Source organism: Saccharothrix sp. ST-888 (genome assembly GCF_000955975.1).
GTDB lineage: Bacteria > Actinomycetota > Actinomycetes > Streptomycetales > Streptomycetaceae > Kitasatospora.
In genome coordinates, this window is record NZ_JYJF01000626.1 from 1 (window position 1) to 346 (window position 346).

Annotated in this window: 1 protein-coding gene; it reads left to right on the forward strand. The window is 67.1% G+C overall.

Features of this window, described 5'->3' with window-relative positions:
- On the forward strand, positions 1–346 hold a 346-nt coding region (locus tag UK12_RS34015), incomplete at both ends, for a condensation domain-containing protein (protein WP_045307085.1).

Below are 346 nucleotides of genomic sequence, written 5' to 3' on the forward strand. Positions count from 1 at the left end.
CCGAACTGCATGCCGCGCTGGTGGAGTTGGCGAGGCGTTCGGGTGCGAGTCTGTTCATGGTGCTGCAGGCGGGGTTGGCGGCGTTGTACACGCGGTTGGGTGCGGGGACGGATGTTCCGATCGGGAGTCCGATCGCGGGGCGTACGGACGAGGCGTTGGACGATCTGGTCGGGTTCTTCGTGAACACGTTGGTGTTGCGGACGGACACGAGTGGTGATCCGAGCTTCGTCGAGTTGGTGGAGCGGGTGCGGGAGACGGCGCTGTCGGCGTTCGCGCACCAGGACGTGCCGTTCGAGCACCTGGTGGAGGTGCTGAACCCGGCCCGGTCGCTGTCGCACCACCCGCT